The sequence below is a fragment of the Serratia sp. CY38905 genome (genome assembly GCF_052168875.1).
GTDB lineage: Bacteria > Pseudomonadota > Gammaproteobacteria > Enterobacterales > Enterobacteriaceae > Serratia > Serratia sarumanii.
Genome location: NZ_JBJNLV010000001.1, coordinates 977,966 through 994,658, shown reverse-complemented (window position 1 = coordinate 994,658; position 16,693 = coordinate 977,966). Strand labels below are relative to the sequence as shown.

Annotated in this window: 14 protein-coding genes, 6 tRNA genes and 3 other RNA genes; 20 read left to right on the top strand and 3 right to left on the bottom strand. The window is 58.4% G+C overall.

Going from position 1 to position 16,693, the window contains the following annotated elements; all coding sequences use genetic code 11:
- Nucleotides 1-13 precede the first annotated feature (13 nt).
- The 18 genes from ybgC (at nt 14) to pnuC (ending at nt 9,174) form a co-directional block, all read left to right on the top strand.
- Nucleotides 14-418, top strand: a complete 405-nt coding sequence (ybgC, locus tag ACJ8MK_RS05055; RefSeq protein ID WP_025160034.1) for a tol-pal system-associated acyl-CoA thioesterase — start codon at nt 14-16, stop codon at nt 416-418.
- The gene (gene tolQ / locus ACJ8MK_RS05050) at nt 415-1,098 is read left to right on the top strand and encodes a Tol-Pal system protein TolQ (RefSeq protein ID WP_004939862.1); all 684 of its coding nucleotides are present in this window, start codon (nt 415-417) and stop codon (nt 1,096-1,098) included. Before ybgC ends, tolQ begins: the two co-directional genes overlap by 4 nt.
- A gap of 12 nt (nt 1,099-1,110) precedes the next feature.
- Nucleotides 1,111-1,539: a colicin uptake protein TolR gene (gene tolR, locus ACJ8MK_RS05045; protein WP_004939859.1), complete on the top strand. Its 429-nt coding sequence runs from the start codon at nt 1,111-1,113 to the stop codon at nt 1,537-1,539.
- An 81-nt stretch (nt 1,540-1,620) separates the two neighbouring features.
- Nucleotides 1,621-2,847: a cell envelope integrity protein TolA gene (tolA, locus tag ACJ8MK_RS05040; RefSeq protein ID WP_442517566.1), complete on the top strand. Its 1,227-nt coding sequence runs from the start codon at nt 1,621-1,623 to the stop codon at nt 2,845-2,847.
- A 132-nt stretch (nt 2,848-2,979) separates the two neighbouring features.
- Nucleotides 2,980-4,272 carry a Tol-Pal system beta propeller repeat protein TolB gene (gene tolB / locus ACJ8MK_RS05035; RefSeq protein WP_004939856.1) on the top strand — a complete coding sequence of 431 codons (1,293 nt, stop codon included), beginning with the start codon at nt 2,980-2,982 and terminating at the stop codon, nt 4,270-4,272.
- A gap of 44 nt (nt 4,273-4,316) precedes the next feature.
- A complete protein-coding gene (gene pal, locus ACJ8MK_RS05030; protein ID WP_025160033.1) occupies nt 4,317-4,826 on the top strand; it encodes a peptidoglycan-associated lipoprotein Pal in 510 nt (169 codons plus the stop codon).
- 9 nt (nt 4,827-4,835) lie between these two features.
- Nucleotides 4,836-5,630: a cell division protein CpoB gene (gene cpoB / locus ACJ8MK_RS05025; RefSeq protein WP_033647153.1), complete on the top strand. Its 795-nt coding sequence runs from the start codon at nt 4,836-4,838 to the stop codon at nt 5,628-5,630.
- 178 nt (nt 5,631-5,808) lie between these two features.
- A tRNA-Lys gene (locus ACJ8MK_RS05020) sits at nt 5,809-5,884 on the top strand.
- Nucleotides 5,885-5,913: 29 nt separating this feature from the next.
- A tRNA-Val gene (locus tag ACJ8MK_RS05015) sits at nt 5,914-5,989 on the top strand.
- 7 nt (nt 5,990-5,996) lie between these two features.
- Nucleotides 5,997-6,072, top strand: a tRNA-Lys gene (locus ACJ8MK_RS05010).
- A 15-nt stretch (nt 6,073-6,087) separates the two neighbouring features.
- A non-coding RNA gene (locus ACJ8MK_RS05005) (RtT sRNA) lies at nt 6,088-6,212 on the top strand.
- A 156-nt stretch (nt 6,213-6,368) separates the two neighbouring features.
- Nucleotides 6,369-6,444, top strand: a tRNA-Lys gene (locus tag ACJ8MK_RS05000).
- A 69-nt stretch (nt 6,445-6,513) separates the two neighbouring features.
- Nucleotides 6,514-6,649: non-coding RNA, RtT sRNA (locus tag ACJ8MK_RS04995), on the top strand.
- A gap of 36 nt (nt 6,650-6,685) precedes the next feature.
- Nucleotides 6,686-6,761, top strand: a tRNA-Val gene (locus tag ACJ8MK_RS04990).
- A gap of 6 nt (nt 6,762-6,767) precedes the next feature.
- A tRNA-Lys gene (locus ACJ8MK_RS04985) sits at nt 6,768-6,843 on the top strand.
- A gap of 75 nt (nt 6,844-6,918) precedes the next feature.
- Nucleotides 6,919-7,043: non-coding RNA, RtT sRNA (locus ACJ8MK_RS04980), on the top strand.
- A gap of 323 nt (nt 7,044-7,366) precedes the next feature.
- The gene (gene nadA / locus ACJ8MK_RS04975) at nt 7,367-8,428 is read left to right on the top strand and encodes a quinolinate synthase NadA (protein WP_015376982.1); all 1,062 of its coding nucleotides are present in this window, start codon (nt 7,367-7,369) and stop codon (nt 8,426-8,428) included.
- A 20-nt stretch (nt 8,429-8,448) separates the two neighbouring features.
- Nucleotides 8,449-9,174, top strand: a complete 726-nt coding sequence (gene pnuC / locus ACJ8MK_RS04970; RefSeq protein ID WP_033637475.1) for a nicotinamide riboside transporter PnuC — start codon at nt 8,449-8,451, stop codon at nt 9,172-9,174.
- Between the two features lie 35 nt (nt 9,175-9,209).
- Here the strand turns inward: pnuC and zitB are convergent, their stop codons facing one another.
- The 3 genes from zitB to ACJ8MK_RS04955 are packed head-to-tail and all read right to left on the bottom strand — an operon-like array spanning nt 9,210 to nt 13,974.
- On the bottom strand, nt 9,210-10,172 hold the full coding sequence (zitB, locus tag ACJ8MK_RS04965) for a CDF family zinc transporter ZitB (protein ID WP_033637476.1): 963 nt from the start codon (nt 10,170-10,172) through the stop codon (nt 9,210-9,212).
- Nucleotides 10,172-13,372 (bottom strand): ATP-binding protein, encoded by a 3,201-nt coding sequence (locus tag ACJ8MK_RS04960; RefSeq protein ID WP_442517565.1) that lies wholly within the window; start codon nt 13,370-13,372, stop codon nt 10,172-10,174. The genes zitB and ACJ8MK_RS04960 overlap by 1 nt, the downstream gene beginning before the upstream one ends.
- Nucleotides 13,369-13,974, bottom strand: coding sequence for a response regulator (locus tag ACJ8MK_RS04955; RefSeq protein WP_074026693.1), 606 nt, complete (start codon nt 13,972-13,974; stop codon nt 13,369-13,371). Before ACJ8MK_RS04955 ends, ACJ8MK_RS04960 begins: the two co-directional genes overlap by 4 nt.
- 212 nt (nt 13,975-14,186) lie before the next feature.
- On the opposite strand from ACJ8MK_RS04955, the gene aroG reads away from it, so the two are divergent.
- Nucleotides 14,187-15,239 carry a 3-deoxy-7-phosphoheptulonate synthase AroG gene (gene aroG, locus ACJ8MK_RS04950; RefSeq protein WP_060387392.1) on the top strand — a complete coding sequence of 351 codons (1,053 nt, stop codon included), beginning with the start codon at nt 14,187-14,189 and terminating at the stop codon, nt 15,237-15,239.
- 263 nt (nt 15,240-15,502) lie between these two features.
- Nucleotides 15,503-16,693: a YjgN family protein gene (locus ACJ8MK_RS04945; RefSeq protein WP_033647495.1), complete on the top strand. Its 1,191-nt coding sequence runs from the start codon at nt 15,503-15,505 to the stop codon at nt 16,691-16,693.

Sequence of the window (16,693 nt, the reverse complement as noted above, 5' to 3'; positions counted from 1 at the left end):
GCTGGGAAGTAGAGTGAGTAATACGTTGTTTCGATGGCCGGTTCGCGTTTACTACGAGGATACCGATGCCAGTGGTGTGGTCTATCACGCCCGCTACGTCGCCTTTTTTGAAAGAGCGCGCACAGAGATGCTGCGTCAGCACAACTTTCATCAACAGCAGCTGCTCAGTGAACAAGTCGCTTTTGTCGTCCGGCGCATGACGGTGGATTATCTGGCTCCGGCTCGTCTCGACGAGCAACTGGAGGTGCAGAGTGAAATCACCTGTCTGCGCGGGGCTTCTCTCACGTTTGCTCAACGCATTGTCAATTCTGACGGGGCCCTACTGAGCCAGGCAGATGTCCTGATTGCCTGTATTGATCCACACCAAATGAAGCCGAGAGCGCTTCCTAAGTCTATTGTCGCGGAGTTTAAGCAGTGACTGACATGAACATCCTAGATTTATTCTTGAAGGCGAGCCTGCTGGTTAAGCTTATCATGTTGATTTTGATATGCTTCTCGGTAGCCTCCTGGGCGATCATCATTCAGCGCACCCGCATCCTCAATGCGGCGACGCGTGACGCCGAAGCCTTTGAAGACAAATTCTGGTCCGGTATCGAGCTTTCCCGTCTGTACCAGGAAAGTCAGGCGCGTCGCGATAGCCTGACCGGTTCCGAACAGATCTTCCATTCCGGCTTCAAAGAGTTCGCCCGCCTGCACCGCGCCAACAACCATGCGCCGGAGTCGGTGATCGAAGGGGCGTCGCGCGCGATGCGCATTTCGATGAATCGCGAGCTGGAAACGCTGGAAACCCATATTCCGTTCCTCGGCACCGTCGGTTCGATCAGCCCGTACATCGGCCTGTTCGGCACCGTGTGGGGGATCATGCACGCCTTTATCGCGCTGGGCGCGGTGAAGCAAGCCACGCTGCAGATGGTGGCGCCGGGTATCGCCGAAGCGCTGATCGCCACCGCGATCGGTCTGTTTGCCGCCATCCCGGCGGTCATGGCCTACAACCGTCTCAACCAGCGCGTCAACAAGCTTGAGCAGAATTACGACAACTTTATGGAAGAGTTCACCGCTATTCTGCATCGTCAGGCCTTCTCCAGCGACAGCAAATAAGTAGGAGGTAGCATGGCGAGAGTACGTGGACGTAGTCGGCGCGAGCTGAAGTCCGAAATTAACATCGTTCCGCTGCTCGACGTGTTGCTGGTGCTGCTGCTGATCTTTATGGCAACCGCGCCAATCATCACGCAGAGCGTGGAGGTTGACCTGCCGGACGCCACCGATTCCAAAACGGTGTCCAGCGATGACAATCCGCCGGTGATCCTTGAGGTTTCCGGCGTAGGTCAATACACCCTGGTGGTGGATCACAACCGTATGGAGCTGTTGCCGCCTGAGCAAGTCGCGGCCGAAGCCAAGTCGCGTTTGGCGGCTAACCCGAAAACGGTCTTTTTGATCGGCGGTGCGAAGGAAGTCCCTTACGATGAGATTATCAAGGCATTGAATATTCTCCATCAGGCGGGCGTGGCTTCCGTGGGGCTGATGACCCAGCCAATCTGACCGTAAGGCGAACGGCAACCCGGTTCCTGCGCTGCGGCCCAGGAACCCCGTATAAGCAACACCAGTTTTTGGGAATCTATTTTGGTAAAGGCAACTGAGCAAAACGATAAGCTGAACCGCGCCGTTATTGTTTCGGTCGTTCTGCACTTCATACTGATTGCCCTGCTGATTTGGGGATCGCTGCAGGAAAATGTCGACATGGGCGCCGGCGGTGGCGGTGATGGCACCGTGGTGGGCGCGGTGATGGTCGATCCCGGCGCGGTGGTGGAGCAGTACAATCGCCAGCAGCAGCAGAGCAACGATGCGCAGCGTGCCGAAAAGCAGCGCCAGAAAAAGGCGGAGCAACAGGCCGAAGAGCTTCAGCAGAAGCAGGCGGAGCAACAGCAGCGCCTGAAAGAGCTGGAGAAAGAGCGTTTGGCGGCGCAGGAGAAAGCCGCGCAGGACGCCAAAGCGCAGGCTGAGCAACAGCAGAAGGCGGCGGAGCAGCAGAAACAGGCCGCCGAGCAACAAAAAGCGGCGGAAGCCGCCGCAGCCAAGGCCAAAGAGCAACAGAAGGTCGCCGAGGCCGCCGCCGCGAAGGCGAAGGCTGAAGCGGACAAGATAGCCAAAGCGCAGGCGGACGCGCAGAAGAAAGCCGAAGCGGAAGCCAAGAAGGAAGCGGCCGCCGCTGCCGCCGCCAAGAAACAGGCGGAAGAGGCGAAGAAAGCCGCGGCCGCCGCCGCAGAGCAAAAAGCCGCAGAAGCTGCGGAGAAGAAAGCGGCCGCTGAAGCCGAGAAAAAAGCCGCAGCGGAAGCCGAGAAGAAAGCTGCAGCGGAAGCCGAGAAGAAAGCTGCAGCCGAGAAAGCCGCTGCCGCCAAGAAAGCCGCCGCGGACGCCAAGAAGAAGGCCGCCGCTGAGGCTGCGAAGCAATCGGAGGAGGTCAACGATCTGTTTGGTGGCCTGGCGGACGGCAAGAACGCGCCGAAAGGCGGCGGTGCCAAATCGAAGGGCGACGGTAAACCGGCCGGGCAGGGCAATGCCAAAACGGCTGGGGCCAGCGGGGCGGATATCAGCGGTTATCAAGCACAGATTCGCACAGCGATTCAGAATAAGTTCTATGATGCCAGTTCGTTCGTCGGTAAAACTTGTGATCTACACATTAGGCTGGGGCCTGATGGCTTTTTAATTGATGTGAAGGCGGTGGGTGGCGATCCGGCTCTGTGCCAGGCGGCGGTAGCCGCAGCGAATCAGGCGAAGATTCCTAAACCGCCAAGTGACGCCGTGTATCAGCACTTTAAGAATTCGACCCTTGTATTCAAGCCACAATAAAGGTTGATTGAGTGAGTGATATCACAGGGATGTACTAAGGTAACCAACAGGGATTATGTAGTTTTACGTAAGTTGGTTTGTTAAAATTCTGCTAATTTATCGCAGGCATCCCGCCTGGATAAGGGAGATGAGATGAAGCAGGCATTTCGAGTAGCGCTAGGTTTTTTAATTCTGTGGGCGTCCGTGCTGCACGCGGAAGTTCGCATTGAAATCACCCAAGGGGTCGACTCCGCTCGTCCGATTGGCGTGGTGCCGTTTAAATGGGCGGGCCCAGGCACGCCGCCGGAAGATATCGGCAAGATTGTCGGCGCGGATCTGCGCAACAGCGGTAAATTCAACCCGATCGACGTGGCGCGCATGCCGCAGCAACCGACCTCCGCGTCTGAAGTGACCCCGGCGGCCTGGACTGCGCTGGGCATCGACGCCGTGGTTGTCGGCCAGGTTCAACCTGGCGCCGACGGTAGCTACCTGATCTCCTACCAGCTGGTGGACACCTCGGGTTCGCCGGGCACCGTATTGGCGCAGAATCAGTATAAAGTGACCAAACAGTGGTTGCGTTATTCTGCCCATACCGCCAGCGACGAAGTGTTCGAGAAGCTGACCGGCATCAAGGGCGCGTTCCGTACCCGTATCGCCTACGTCGTGCAGACCAACGGCGGGAAATTCCCGTATGAGCTGCGCGTAGCGGATTACGACGGTTACAACCAGTTTACGGTGCACCGTTCGCCTGAGCCGCTGATGTCCCCGGCCTGGTCGCCGGACGGCAGCAAACTGGCTTACGTGACCTTCGAGAGCGGCCGTTCCGCGCTGGTGGTGCAGACTCTGGCTAACGGCGCCATCCGCCAGATCGCCTCGTTCCCGCGCCACAACGGTGCGCCGGCGTTCTCGCCGGACGGCAGCAAACTGGCCTTCGCGCTGTCCAAGAGCGGCAGCCTGAACCTGTACGTGATGAACCTCGGCTCCGGCCAGATCACGCAGTTGACCGATGGCCGCAACAACAACACCGAACCGACCTGGTTCCCGGATGGCCAGTCTCTGGCGTTTACCTCCGACCAGGGCGGGCGTCCGCAGATTTATAAAATCAGCGCCAGCGGCGGTGCCGCACAGCGCCTGACGTGGGAAGGCTCTCAGAACCAGGATTCTGAAGTCAGCTCCGACGGTAAATTCCTGGTGATGGTCAGCACCAACAGTGGTGCGCAACACATCGCCAAACAAGATCTTGGATCGGGCGCCGTTCAGGTTTTGACCGGTACCTTCCTCGATGAAACGCCTAGTATTGCGCCAAACGGCACCATGGTGATCTATAGCTCCACGCAAGGTATGGGCTCCGTGCTGCAGTTGGTGTCAACTGATGGGCGTTTCAAAGCGCGTCTTCCGGCAACTGATGGACAGGTCAAATTCCCTGCCTGGTCGCCGTATCTGTGATGCATGTGTAAATATGTATGGCAAACTATAAAAGGATCAAAGAAATGCAACTGAACAAAGTGCTGAAAGGGCTTCTGCTGGCACTGCCAGTTCTGGCTGTAGCAGCTTGTAGTTCTAACAAAAGCGCAAACAACGACCAATCTGGTATGGGCGCTGGCACTGGTATGGAAAACGGCAGCAGCAACCTGTCTTCCGAAGAACAAGCTCGTCTGCAGATGCAAGAACTGCAGAAGAACAACATCGTTTACTTCGGCCTGGACAAGTATGACGTAAGCTCCGAATTCGCTCAGATGCTGGACGCGCACGCTGCATTCCTGCGTAACAACCCGTCTTACAAAGTGACCGTTGAAGGCCACGCTGACGAACGCGGCACGCCGGAATACAACATCGCTCTGGGTGAGCGCCGTGCTAACGCCGTTAAAATGTACCTGCAGGGTAAAGGCGTTTCCGCTGACCAGATCTCTATCGTTTCTTACGGTAAAGAAAAACCAGCAGTACTGGGCCACGACGAAGCGGCTTATGCTAAAAACCGTCGTGCCGTTCTGGTTTACTAAGAGAATCGCATGAACAGTAACTTCAGACGTCACCTGTTGAGTCTGTCGTTACTGGTTGGCGTAGCGGCCCCCTGGGCCGCTACTGCCCAAGCGCCAATCAGTAATGTCGGCTCCGGCTCGGTCGAAGACCGCGTCACCTCGCTTGAGCGCATCAGCAATGCTCAAGGCCAGCTTTTAAATCAACTCCAGCAACAACTCTCTGATAACCAACGCGACATTGATTCTCTCCGTGGGCAAATCCAGGAAAGCCAGTATCAGTTGAATCAGGTGGTTGAACGCCAGAAGCAAATCTATCAGCAGATGGATAGCCTCAGCCAGGGCGGCGCTCAGAGCGCCTCTGCGGCCGCGGGCGCTGCCGGCGGGGCAGCCGCAGGCGCATCTTCCGATGCGGGCGGCAGCGCTCCCGCAGCCGCCTCCGCCACGCCGAGCGGCGGTGATGAGAACAGCGACTACAACGCCGCTGTTTCTCTGGCACTGGAAAAAAAACAGTATGACCAGGCGATTTCCGCCTTTCAGTCCTTCGTAAAACAGTACCCGAAGTCTACTTACCAGCCCAACGCCAACTATTGGCTGGGCCAGTTGTTCTACAACAAGGGTAAAAAAGACGACGCGGCCTACTATTTTGCGGTGGTGGTGAAGAATTACGCTAAATCACCGAAGGCGCCGGACGCCATGTACAAGGTGGGTATCATCATGCAGGAGAAAGGGCAGGCCGATAAAGCCAAAGCCGTGTTCCAGCAGGTGATTAAACAGTACCCAACCAGTGCGGCGGCCAAACAGGCGAAAAGTCGCGTAGGCGGTTAACAGTCAGAAAAATGAGCCCAGAAGTTAGTCGATTTGACCGATTTCTGGGCTCATTCGCGTGAAGAACAAGCAGTTGAACGCATCGGTAAAAAATTTAGGTTGCGCTGCCAAGATAAATTAGTAATATATGCCGCCGTTGCCAAGACATCTTGCAAGATGTTAAAGCGGCAGGGAAATTGGGTCGTTAGCTCAGTTGGTAGAGCAGTTGACTTTTAATCAATTGGTCGCAGGTTCGAATCCTGCACGACCCACCAATTTCTGAAGTAGCAGTAACCACAACAGTGGGTGATTAGCTCAGTTGGTAGAGCATCTCCTTTACACGGAGGGGGTCGGCGGTTCGAGCCCGTCATCACCCACCACTGTTATGGGTCGTTAGCTCAGTTGGTAGAGCAGTTGACTTTTAATCAATTGGTCGCAGGTTCGAATCCTGCACGACCCACCATTCTTTAAGAATGGCTGTGATAGAGAATCGTAAAGGATGAGAACCGTAAAGGTTCGAGTCTCGCGTAGCGAGACAACATCACTCCGGTGATGGCCCGCAAGGGTGAGGCCAAAGGCCGAGTTATCCTGCACGACCCACCATTCTTTAAGAAAGAATGACAGCTTCAGAATCGGTTTGATGTGGCAAAGTAAAGGTCCGAGTCGAGTACCCGTCGAGTTGTCCTGAACATCCCCATCCTTGTTTTCCGCGAGTTGGTTTCAGTAACCCATTCGCCATCAGCAGTAAACCACATCAGTGGGTCGTTAGCTCAGTTGGTAGAGCAGTTGACTTTTAATCAATTGGTCGCAGGTTCGAATCCTGCACGACCCACCACTCTTTAATAGAGCAAGGTGTTAAATCGTCAGGATGAGACAAAAGCGTTTACGCTTTTGAACAGCGCTTGCGCTGGCCCGAAGGGGCCGTCTATGAAATAGACGGATAGCCGTAAAGGTTCGAGTCTCGCAAAGCGAGACAACATCACTCCGGTGATGGCCCGAAGGGCGAGGCCAAAGGCCGAGTTATCCTGCACGGCCCACCACTCTTTGAGAGTGAAAAATAGCAGTACCACAGCAGTGGGTGATTAGCTCAGTTGGTAGAGCATCTCCTTTACACGGAGGGGGTCGGCGGTTCGAGCCCGTCATCACCCACCACACTGCGGGTCGTTAGCTCAGTTGGTAGAGCAGTTGACTTTTAATCAATTGGTCGCAGGTTCGAATCCTGCACGACCCACCAATTCAGAAAAAAGCGCCTTTTGGCGCTTTTTTCGTTTCTGTAACACCCAAACCTGACTTTATCCTCTTGCCAACAGAGTTCACCGAGTCGTGCGGGTGAGAGCCTGCGCTCAGGTTCGAGCATCGCGCAGCGATACGACAACGCGCAGCGTTGCCCGCAGGGTGAGGCCACAGGCCGAATCAATCCTGCACGACCCACCAATTCAGGAAAAAGCGCCTTTTGGCGCTTTTTTCGCATCTGCAGCACCGTAATCTACATTCGTGCTTTCTCGTTTCAACACTGCACCGATCATCATCCCGCTGTTCTCTGAACGGGCTATACGGTCTCGTCAGGCCATTATCCGCTGTGAACTGCACGGCCAGCGTCCGTGTTTTTAATTCATTAAACAATGGATGCGCAAATATGAAAATATCAGCGGACTTTTCGCGCAAATTTAGGTATTTTGTTTAGTATATAAAACGAAGGGCGTTGCGGCAGGCGATATTCACGCGGCAGGCGCCCAGCCTAGCATGAGATTGCAGCGATGAGTGAAATGTTTGATGTCAATGCGGCGGTGTATCCCTTCCCGCCTAAACCGGTACCGCTGGACGTAGCCGAAAAAGCCTTTTATCGCGAGAAGATCAAAACCCTGCTCAAGCAGCGCAATGCGGTGATGGTCGCACACTATTATACCGATCCGGAAATCCAGGCGCTGGCGGAAGAAACCGGCGGCTGCGTGGCGGATTCGCTGGAAATGGCGCGCTTCGGCAGCGCCCATCCGGCTTCCACGCTGCTGGTGGCCGGCGTGCGTTTCATGGGGGAAACCGCCAAGATCCTCAGCCCGGAAAAACAGGTGCTGATGCCGACGCTGTTTGCCGAATGTTCGCTGGATCTGGGCTGCCCTGAAGAGGAGTTTCATGCGTTTTGCGACAGCCATCCCGATCGTACCGTGGTGGTCTATGCGAACACCTCGGCGGCGGTCAAAGCGCGCGCTGACTGGGTGGTCACTTCCAGCATCGCCGTCGAGCTGATCGAACACCTGGACAGCCTGGGCGAGAAGATCATCTGGGCGCCGGATCGCCATCTCGGCAGCTACGTGCAAAAGCAGACCGGCGCCGACGTGCTGTGCTGGCAAGGCGCCTGCATTGTCCATGACGAGTTCAAGACTCAGGCGCTGCGGCGCATGAAGGCGCTTTATCCGCAGGCGGCCATCCTGGTGCATCCCGAATCGCCACAGGCGGTGGTTGAATTGGCGGATGCGGTGGGATCGACCAGCCAACTGATCCAGGCGGCGAAAACATTGCCACATCAACAGCTGATCGTCGCCACCGATCGCGGTATCTTTTACAAGATGCAGCAGGCCTGTCCGGACAAGGAGCTGTTTGAAGCGCCGACCGCCGGAGAAGGGGCGACCTGCCGCAGCTGCGCGCACTGCCCGTGGATGGCGATGAATGGTCTGAAGGCGATTGCCGAAGGGCTGGAGCAGGGGGGCGCGCAGCATGAGATCCACGTGGACGCCGCGCTGCGTGAAAAGGCGCTGGTGCCGCTGAACCGCATGCTGGATTTCGCCGCTCAGCTTAAAATGCAGGTTAAAGGCAACGCTTAACCGTTTAAAAGGATGACTTCATGAGCTTCTTCAGTACCAGCAATATTCTGGTGCACATTCCGCTTGGCGCGGGCGGTTACGATCTGTCGTGGATCGAAGCCATCGGCACGCTGTTCGGGTTGCTGTGCATCTGGTACGCCAGCAAGGAAAAAATCATCAACTACCTATTCGGCCTGATCAACGTCACGCTGTTCGCGGTGATTTTCTTCCAGATCCAGCTGTACGCCAGCCTGCTGCTGCAGCTGTTCTTCTTCGGCGCCAACATTTACGGTTGGTATGCCTGGAGCCGCCAGACCCAGGATAATCAGGCTGAGCTGCAGATCCGCTGGCTGCCGCTGCCGAAAGCGTTGGCCTGGGCGGCGGTCTGCGTCATCGGCATCGGCCTGATGACCTTCAATATCGACCGCGTGTTCGCCTGGTTGACGCAGATCGCGGTGGCGGTGATGCAAGGGCTGGGGCTGAACGTGCAGATGCCTGAGCTGCAGCCGGACGCGTTCCCGTTCTGGGATTCGGCGATGATGGTGCTCTCCATCGTGGCGATGATTCTGATGACGCGCAAGTACGTGGAAAACTGGCTGCTGTGGGTGGTTATCGATGTCATCAGCGTGGCGATCTTCGCCTACCAGGGGGTGTACGCGATGGCGCTGGAGTATGTCATTCTGACGCTGATCGCCCTGAACGGCTCCTGGCTATGGATCAAGAGCGCCGGGCGCAATGGTTCCAACCCGCTCTCTTCCGCACCTTAACAACGCAGAGGGCGCCGTGATGGCGCCCTCTTGGCTTAGTGACGATGTCCCAGATGGGAGTGCGCTTCGGCATGTGAGTGTTCACTCGGCTCCGGCGCCCGGTTGATACCGCAGTCCGGTGTCTCGCAGTGCCGGTACTCCATCTGAATGGTCACGTGGCCAATCTTGTAGTGTTCCAACAGATAAGCCTGAATGCGTTGCAACAGCCCATCGTGGTCATGCGGCGGGATCACCTGCGCATGCAGCGTCATCAGCTTCTGTTCGCCGATCTGCCAGACGTGCACGTGATGGATGTTGCGCACTTCCGGGATATTCAGGCACAGGTCTTTTTGCAGCTTGGCGATATCGACCTCCTGCGGCGTGCCTTCCAGCAGCTCGTGGAAACTCTCCTTCAGCAGCCGCCAGGCGCTGCGCAGCACCAGACAGGAGACTAGCACCGACAGGATCGGGTCAATCGGCGTCCAGCCGGTGGCAAGAATGACGATGGCGGCGACGATGGCGCCCACCGAGCCGAGCAGGTCGCCCAGCACATGCAGCGCAGCGGCGCGCACGTTGATATTTTTCTCTTCGCTGCCGCGATGCAGCAGCCAGAAGGCGAACAGGTTCGCCAGCAGCCCCGCTACGGCGATGATCAGCATCGGGGTACCCATCACCGGCTGCGGCTCGAAGAAACGCCGTATCGCCTCCCACAGGATGAATACCACGATCACCAGCAGCGCCGCGGCGTTGAGGAAGGCCGCCAGGGTGGTCAGGCGCAGATAGCCGAAGGTGTGGCGCGCGTTGGGCTTGCGCTGGGAGAAGTGCACCGCCATCAGCGCCACCAGCAGCGCGGCGGCATCGGTCAGCATGTGGCCGGCGTCGGCCAACAGCGCCAACGAGCCGGACAACAGGCCGCCGACCACCTCGGCCACCATAAAGACGGCGGTGACTAAAAAAGCGGTCAGTAGGCGTTTACTATTACTGTCTTTCGGCAGGTGTACGTGTGGAGTGTCCGACATTATTCATCCTTATGCATAGCCAAAGTGGGGGCGGCGGCGAGCAGAGCGTCCAGCTCCGGCACTATCTGCGCCACTAACGCCTTTAATTTAGTATAAGCGGCGGCGGCAAGCGCGCCCCGACGTGCGGTTTCCACCAGCTGCTGGCACAGCTGCGCGGCTTCCGGCAGTTGCAGCATCAGCAGGCTGCCCTTGATGCGGTGCGCCGCCTGCTCCAGGCGCGGCCAGTCGTTCGCGGCGGCGGCGTCCGCGAGCCGCTGCCGGTCTTGCCGCAGCGTATCGCCGAGCGTCTGCGCCAGCCGCTGCAGCATGGCGCGATCGCCACCCGCCATTTCGGCCAGCGTTTGTCGCAGGTCAGTAAGGACTGACTTTGCTTCCTGCACCTGCGGTTGCTGAGCCAATACCTGGCCGATCGCCGCCAGTGAAATCGGTTTGGTCAGGAAGTGGTCGATCGCTACCAGCCCCGGAGGAATGCGGGTAAACTCCTGCACGTCTGCCGAACAGAGCACGATGCGGCAAGGCGGGCGTTGCAGCCGCTGTTCGTCGCGGCGGATCAGCCTGGCCAGCGTCAGGCCGTCCGGGCGCGGCATGTTATAGTCGATAAACAGCAGATCGAACGGTTGACGGCGCTGGGCTTTCAACAGCGCATAGCCTTGTTCGAAGCGGGCGGGTTGCAGCCCGAAGTGGCGCAGCTGGCGTTCCATCAGCAACAGATTGGTGGGGTGATCGTCGATCAGCGCGGTACGCAAGGCGGAAGACGGCAGAACAAAGGGGCTTTCCTCCGGGGCGGCAACCGGCGCCGCGCCGCTCAGCTCGACCGGTATCGCGACCTCGACGCGGGTGCCGACGCCCGGCTGCGAGTGCAGCTCGATGCGGCCGCCCATCTGTTCGACGATCTCTTTGCAGATCGACAGCCCCAAACCGGTACCCTGCACCGAGATGCGTTGCGCGCCGCGCGCGCGGTAAAACGGTTGGAACAGCTTGTCTATTTCATCGGCGGCGATACCGCAGCCGCTGTCGTTCACCGTCAGATGCAATTCCCCCTGCCGCTCATCCTGCGCGCGCCAGCCGATCTCGACCTGAATGGCGCCGCGCGGCGTAAACTTTATCGCATTGTTTATCAGGTTGTTAGCCACCTGAAGTAAACGCTCACCATCAATCACTACCGCCTCCGGCAATGCCGGATCCGCCACCACGCTCAGCGTCAACGGCCGCTCGCCGATCAGCGGCCGGTAGAGGGCGTCGATGCGCGCTACCCAAGGGCGCAGCACCACCGGTTTCGGCGCCAGCGTCAGCGAACCGGTTTCCAGCCGCGCGTGATCCTGCAGGTCGTTGAGCAGGTTGAGCAGCGATGAGGCCGAGCTGTATATCACCGGCAGGCCTTCCGGCGCGGGTTGGCGTTTGAGCTCCAGTTCCAGCAGGCCGAGGATGGCGTGCATCGGCGTGCGCAGCTCATGGCTGACGGTGGCGAGGAATTTGCTCTTCATGCGGTTTTCCGCTTCGGCGCGGCGGCGCGCGTGCTCGAGTTCTTCGCGTTCGCGTTTTTCACGGCGCTGCAGCATGAAACGGCGCAGCGTCAGCGCCAGCAGCAGCACGGTGGCGGCGGCCAGCAGCGCCAGCAGCCAGGTGGTCTGCGGCGGCATGCGGTTGTCGTTCACCGCGTCGATCAGGTTGCTGCGATCGACGATCCACTCGTCGCGCAGCGATTGCAGGGTGTCCGCCGGGATCTGCATCAGGTTCTTATCAAGGATCGCCAACAGAAGAGGTTGATCGCGGCGCACGCCGAAGGCCACCGGATAGGGAATGTTGTTGGCGGCGAAGGCCAGCTTGATGGCACCGGAATAGCGCGACAGCGCCAAAAAGTTGGCGGAGATGACGTTATCCACCAGCGCATCCAGTTGGCCGTTGGCCAGCGCGTCGTACATCGACTTGCTGTCGGCGAAGCTGATGGTTTGCTCCTGTTCCGGCACCAGCCCCTGCGCCAAATCGCCCTGCAGCACGCCGATGCGCTTGCCGGCCAAATCGCTCCAGGTGGAAATGCCGTCGGCGTGCTGGCCGACGTAAACCCCCCACAGCGAACGGTGGATCGGCATGCTGGCGCCGTAGCGCGCCTTGACGCCGCGCGCCAGCGGCAGGGCGGCGCGGAAGCTGGCCTGGCCGGACTGCACCAGCAGATCGGCCTGCTCGGCGTTGCGCGCCCACAGCGGCGCGAAACGCAGCCCGGTGTTTTGCGCGATGATGTTGAGAATGTCGATGGCGTAGCCGCGCGGCTGGCCGTCGGAGCCGCGGTAGGCGAACGGGAAGTTGTTTTCGATGGCGGCGTAGTAAACCACGCGGTGGCTCGCCACCCAATTCTTCTCCATCGTCGTCAGATCGGCATTGCCGGTGTCGAGGTAGCTGGGGATCTTCTTGCTCCAGCGGCCCTGCAGGGCGTTCATCAGCTCCATCGGCGCGTCGGCGATGGCGGTGTCCAGCGTGTCTATCAGCCGCGAGTCGTCGGCGGCGAACACGAAGGACAGGTTGCCCAGGTTCTCGTTGCTTTCAATCTGATAGAGCTGGCCGAGCTGCAGCTGATCGATGATAAAGCTGGCGCTGGCCTCGTCGGCGATAAAGTAGTCGCTGCTGCCGTTGAGCAGCGAGTAGACCGCCTGCAGATTGTTGTCGTAGCGCTGGATCTGCGACGCGACCGCCTGCAGAGCGCCGCCGGACTGCATGTCGGTCAGCGCGCCGATCGCGACGCGGGCGTTGGCGGAGTTGAGCATCACCGGCCGATCGTTGCTGCGATCGCGCAATACGCGCAGGTTGCTGACGTAATAGGGCTGAGAGATCGCCAGGCCGTGCAGCGCCTCACTCTGCGGGATGCCGTACAGAAGATCGATCTTGCCGTCGTGCAGCGCCTGCTCCAGCTGCGTCAGATCGGCAAAGCCGTAAATGGCGAAGCGAATGCCGGTCACCTGCTGGATATAGCCGAGGTAGTCGGCATTCAGCCCATACAGATCGTCATCCACGATGATGTTGTACGGGCTGGTGTTCTCACTGACGATGCCGACGCGCAGCGTACGGTCGCGCCAGGGGTTTTTCTCGCCGACGATCAGCATATTCTCGGGGGTATTCAGATTGCTGACCAGCTGATAGCGCACCGGCTCCGCCGCCTGCGCCAGACCGCACCACAGGAACAGCAACAGCAGGGCGCGGCGCATCATGGCGCCAGCTCTTTAAACACCGCCACCAGCTCCAGCAGGTTGCCGGCGCCGGTTTTGCGCTGGATGTTCTTCTTGTGGGTGCTGACGGTCTTGTTGCTGATGTGCAGCCGATCGGCAATCTGCAGGTTGGACAGCCCCTGGCTCAACAAGCCCAGTACCTCGAGCTCTTTGGGGGTGAGCAGCCCGCCGTCCGCCGTCGGCGGCTCTTCGGCCAGCGCGGCGGCGGGGAAGTGGGTTTCACCGTCCAGCACCTGCTCGATCGCCTGCAACAACTCTGCCAACGAGCTGCCTTTGTTGACGAAACCGTTGGCGCCGGCGGCATGCGCCATGCGCGCATAGACCTCGGCTTCCTGCGCGGTATAGATCAGGATCGGCTGCTGCGGGTAGCGGCGGCGGATTTTTTTCAACAGCTGCAGCCCGTCGACCTGCGGCAGGCCGATATCCAGGATCACCAGGCCGAAAGCGGCCTCGGCCAGCAGGGCCAGCGCCTGGACGTCGTCCTGCGCCGCCTGGAGGCGGTAGGGGCGGGATGATTTCATTAGCGCCGCTTCCAGTGCGACATGAACCACCGGGTGGTCATCAACTAATAACAGAGAGGGCATGTTCAACTCGGGTCGCTTTATATTCCGATCGCTAGCATAGCGAAAAAGGAGGCTCTGCGCTCCCCTGATGAAACAGCACAATCTGCTGTTAATTTGGCGGTTCCAGCGGCGGGGGGCAAAGGTGATTTACAGCGCCATTCCCACAGGCTAGATTGTTGGGATCTACACCGTTACGCACTGCGAAATACCCCTCGATACCGAATGGAAAAGCTATGAATTACCAAAACGACGATTTACGCATTAATGATATTAAGGAACTCCTGCCGCCGGTGGCTTTGCTGGAGAAATTCCCGGCCACTGAACGCGCAGCAAAGACGGTGTCCCAGGCCCGCAGCGCAATTCACAATATCCTCCGCGGCAGCGACGATCGCCTGCTGGTGGTGATTGGCCCTTGCTCTATCCACGATACGAAAGCCGCCAAAGAGTACGCGGGGCGCCTGCTGGCGCTGCGTGAAGAACTGAGCGGCGAGCTGGAAGTGGTCATGCGCGTATACTTCGAAAAACCGCGCACCACCGTGGGCTGGAAAGGCCTGATCAACGATCCGCAGATGGACAACAGCTTCAACATCAACGACGGTCTGCGCCTGGCGCGCAAGCTGCTGGTGGAGATCAACGACAGCGGCCTGCCGGCCGCCGGCGAATTCCTCGACATGATCACGCCGCAGTACCTGGCGGATCTGATGAGCTGGGGCGCCATCGGCGCGCGCACCACGGAATCGCAGGTGCACCGCGAGCTGGCCTCCGGCCTTTCCTGCCCGGTCGGCTTCAAGAACGGCACCGACGGCACCATCAAGGTGGCGATCGACGCCATCAACGCCGCCGGCGCGCCGCACTGCTTCCTGTCGGTGACCAAATGGGGCCACTCGGCGATCGTTAACACCAGCGGCAACGGCGATTGCCACATTATCCTGCGCGGCGGCAAAGAGCCGAACTACAGCGCGGCGCACGTGAAGGACGTCAAAGCCGGCCTGAGCAAAGCCGGGCTGCCGGCGCAGGTGATGATCGACTTCAGCCATGCCAACAGCAGCAAACAGTTCAAAAAGCAGATGGACGTGAGCGCTGACGTTTGCGGGCAAATTGGCGGCGGTGAAAAAGCGATCATCGGCGTGATGATCGAAAGCCACCTGGTGGAAGGCAACCAGAACCTCGAAAGCGGCGAACCGCTGGTTTACGGCAAGAGCGTGACCGACGGCTGCATCGGCTGGCAGGATACCGAAACCGTGCTGCGCGATCTGGCGGCGGCGGTGAAAGCGCGCCGCGGATAATCGCAAAAAATGAAACGGGCCCGGCAGCGGGCCCTTGTTTTATCCTTGTCATTGTACTTCTCTCTCCCGCTAATTTAAGGCTTACACTTAATAGGCCAATGAAATCATTAAGCGGCCACCTTCGCATTATTCCTATTTAATAAAAGAATAATTGTCACTGCTCGCGGCATTGTGCTTATATAAGACGCTTTTTTATTCCGCAAACCCCGCATGACGAATAAGCGGGGAGTGGTATGACCTATTACTTTCAGGACGAAAGAATTATGACAAGCAATACCTCGCAGCCGCTGGGGCTGCACCGGATTAAATTCCATGGGAAAGGCGGCGAGTACTTCGCGATTTGGTTGGTCAACGCATTATTGACCATCGTGACGCTGGGCATCTATTCCGCCTGGGCGACGGTGCGCCGCCGCCGTTATTTTTACGGCAACACGGAATTGGACGGCGATCGTTTCGATTACCATGCGCAACCGCTGCAAATTCTGAAAGGGCGGCTGTTGGTGATCGGCGGCCTCATCGTATTTTATATCCTGTTGGCGGTAACGCCACTGCTGGGGCTGCTGGCTTTGCTGGTGTTGCTTGCCCTGCTGCCGTGGATCGTTATCCGCAGCTGGCGCTACAATGCGATTATGTCGAGCTATCGCGGCGTGCGTTTTAATTATGTTTGCCGCACCGGGCGCGCTTATTGGGCGTTACTGTTCTGCCCGCTATTGCTGATTATCGGACTTTATGTCGCCTTAATCATTTTGCTCAGCATTGGCAGCGGTTTTGAAAGCATCAACGCCATCGGCCTGATGTTGGTGTTGACGCTGCTGTTGGCCGTGCCGGCATTCGCCGCCGTCAACGGTATTATTAGCGCGCTGCAGCACGATCTGTACGTTAATAACCTGTTTTTCGGGAATACGCCGTTTATTGCCGAGCTGAAAAAGTCGGCCTTTATCAAATTTGCCTTGATCGGCCTGCTCATTTTCCTGCCGTTTATGTTGGCGGCGCTGGTGTGTATGGGGTCGTTCATTCTGTCGCTGTACCAAATGGTATTGATGGGCATGCTGACGGATGAAACCGCCGATTTGCTGGTGTTGGAAAATATTGGCAGTCTGCTGCTGATGATGGTGGTGCTGCTGATTGGCGCCTTGATCGCCGGCAGCTATCAGGTCGTCGCCCAACGCAACTATCTGTTTAACCAGGCGACGCTGAACGGCAACGTTAAACTGCGCTCTTCCATGCAAACGCTGCCGTATATGGGGCTGTTGATCACCAATACCCTGATCACGCTGTTCTCGCTCGGTTTCGCCGTGCCGGTGGCGGAGGTGCGCCACGCCCGTTATCTGGCGGAGTGCACGGCGGTTGAAGGCGATCTGGCGTTGCTGGACATCGCGGCGCATCAGGAAACCGCCAACAGCGCGGTGGCCGAAGAAGCGGTGCAGGCGCTGGATCTGGGCGGCAGCTTCTGA

What these genes read in the sequence shown, in the direction of transcription:
- ACJ8MK_RS04960 (WP_442517565.1), bottom strand. Translation starts at nt 13,372, where the DNA reads ATGATGCGCCGCGCCCTGCTGTTGCTGTTCCTGTGGTGCGGTCTGGCG.
- tolB (WP_004939856.1), top strand. Translation starts at nt 2,980, where the DNA reads ATGAAGCAGGCATTTCGAGTAGCGCTAGGTTTTTTAATTCTGTGGGCG.
- nadA (WP_015376982.1), top strand. Translation starts at nt 7,367, where the DNA reads ATGAGTGAAATGTTTGATGTCAATGCGGCGGTGTATCCCTTCCCGCCT.
- ACJ8MK_RS04945 (WP_033647495.1), top strand. Translation starts at nt 15,503, where the DNA reads ATGACAAGCAATACCTCGCAGCCGCTGGGGCTGCACCGGATTAAATTC.
- ACJ8MK_RS04955 (WP_074026693.1), bottom strand. Translation starts at nt 13,974, where the DNA reads ATGCCCTCTCTGTTATTAGTTGATGACCACCCGGTGGTTCATGTCGCA.
- aroG (WP_060387392.1), top strand. Translation starts at nt 14,187, where the DNA reads ATGAATTACCAAAACGACGATTTACGCATTAATGATATTAAGGAACTC.
- cpoB (WP_033647153.1), top strand. Translation starts at nt 4,836, where the DNA reads ATGAACAGTAACTTCAGACGTCACCTGTTGAGTCTGTCGTTACTGGTT.
- zitB (WP_033637476.1), bottom strand. Translation starts at nt 10,172, where the DNA reads ATGTCGGACACTCCACACGTACACCTGCCGAAAGACAGTAATAGTAAA.
- pnuC (WP_033637475.1), top strand. Translation starts at nt 8,449, where the DNA reads ATGAGCTTCTTCAGTACCAGCAATATTCTGGTGCACATTCCGCTTGGC.
- pal (WP_025160033.1), top strand. Translation starts at nt 4,317, where the DNA reads ATGCAACTGAACAAAGTGCTGAAAGGGCTTCTGCTGGCACTGCCAGTT.
- tolR (WP_004939859.1), top strand. Translation starts at nt 1,111, where the DNA reads ATGGCGAGAGTACGTGGACGTAGTCGGCGCGAGCTGAAGTCCGAAATT.